Below are 944 nucleotides of genomic sequence, written 5' to 3'. Positions count from 1 at the left end.
CACGGGCGACCCGCTGCGGGCGGCGGTCGCCGTCGGCGCGGCCACGGCGCGGATGAACGAGGCGTGGTGGTGCCCCGGTCTGGCCCAGCCCGACGGCTCGGCGGCGTTCACCCTCGGCCTGCGGGGCGGACTGTTCGTGGACCGGTCCGGGCACCGCTTCGCCAACGAGTCGCTGCCGTACGACCGGATGGGCCGCGAGCTCGCCGCCGCGCCCGACCGCGTTCCCGCCCACTTCGTGTTCGACTCCCGGCACGACGGGCACCCGCCCGCCATCGCGATCCCGGACACCCCGGCCGAGGACCACGTCGCCGCGGGTACGCGGGTGCGTGCCGACACACTCGCCGAGCTCGCCACCGCCCTCGACGTCCCGGCCGACGCGCTTCGGGCCACGGTGGAGCGGTTCAACCACTTCGCCCGGACCGGCACGGACACCGACTTCCACCGCGGTGAGGACCCGTACGACCGGTTCTTCGCCGATCCGGGCCACGGCGGTCCGAACCCCTGCCTGGTCCCGCTGGACCGGCCGCCCTTCCACGCCGCTCGGCTCGTGCTCGCGGATCTCGGCACCAAGGGCGGTCTGCGCACCGACGTCGACGCCCGCGTACTGGACACCGCGGGGGCGGCGATCCCCGGGCTCTACGCGGCGGGCAACACCAGCGCGTCGTTCACCGGGTCGTGCTATCCGGGCCCCGGTCTGCCGATCGGCTCCGCGATGACCTTCGCCCACCGGGCGGTACGCGCGATGACCCGGTGAACCGACACCACCGAGCCCGCCGGGAACAACCCCTGCCGAGTCCACCCCCGGACGACGCGCACCGGACGACGCCCCGCCCGGAGAACGATGCTGTGGAGGACACACCATGACCGGAACGAGGAAGGGCCGCACCGGCCGCATCACCCGGGCGGTCGCGGTCGCGGCAGCCGCCGTGACCGCCGTGACCGTC

The 944-nt window shown here is 75.1% G+C and carries 1 protein-coding gene; it reads left to right on the top strand.

Annotated elements, in window-relative coordinates; all coding sequences use genetic code 11:
• Positions 1–754: FAD-binding protein (locus SACPADRAFT_RS26900; protein WP_007027772.1), on the top strand; the 754-nt coding region annotated here is incomplete at its 5' end.
• Between the last annotated feature and the right edge of the window lie 190 nt (positions 755–944).

The sequence above is a fragment of the Saccharomonospora iraqiensis subsp. paurometabolica YIM 90007 genome (assembly GCF_000231035.2).
GTDB lineage: Bacteria > Actinomycetota > Actinomycetes > Mycobacteriales > Pseudonocardiaceae > Saccharomonospora > Saccharomonospora paurometabolica.
The sequence above is the reverse complement of the archived record's forward strand: the minus strand, read 5'-3'. Positions and strand labels throughout refer to the sequence as shown.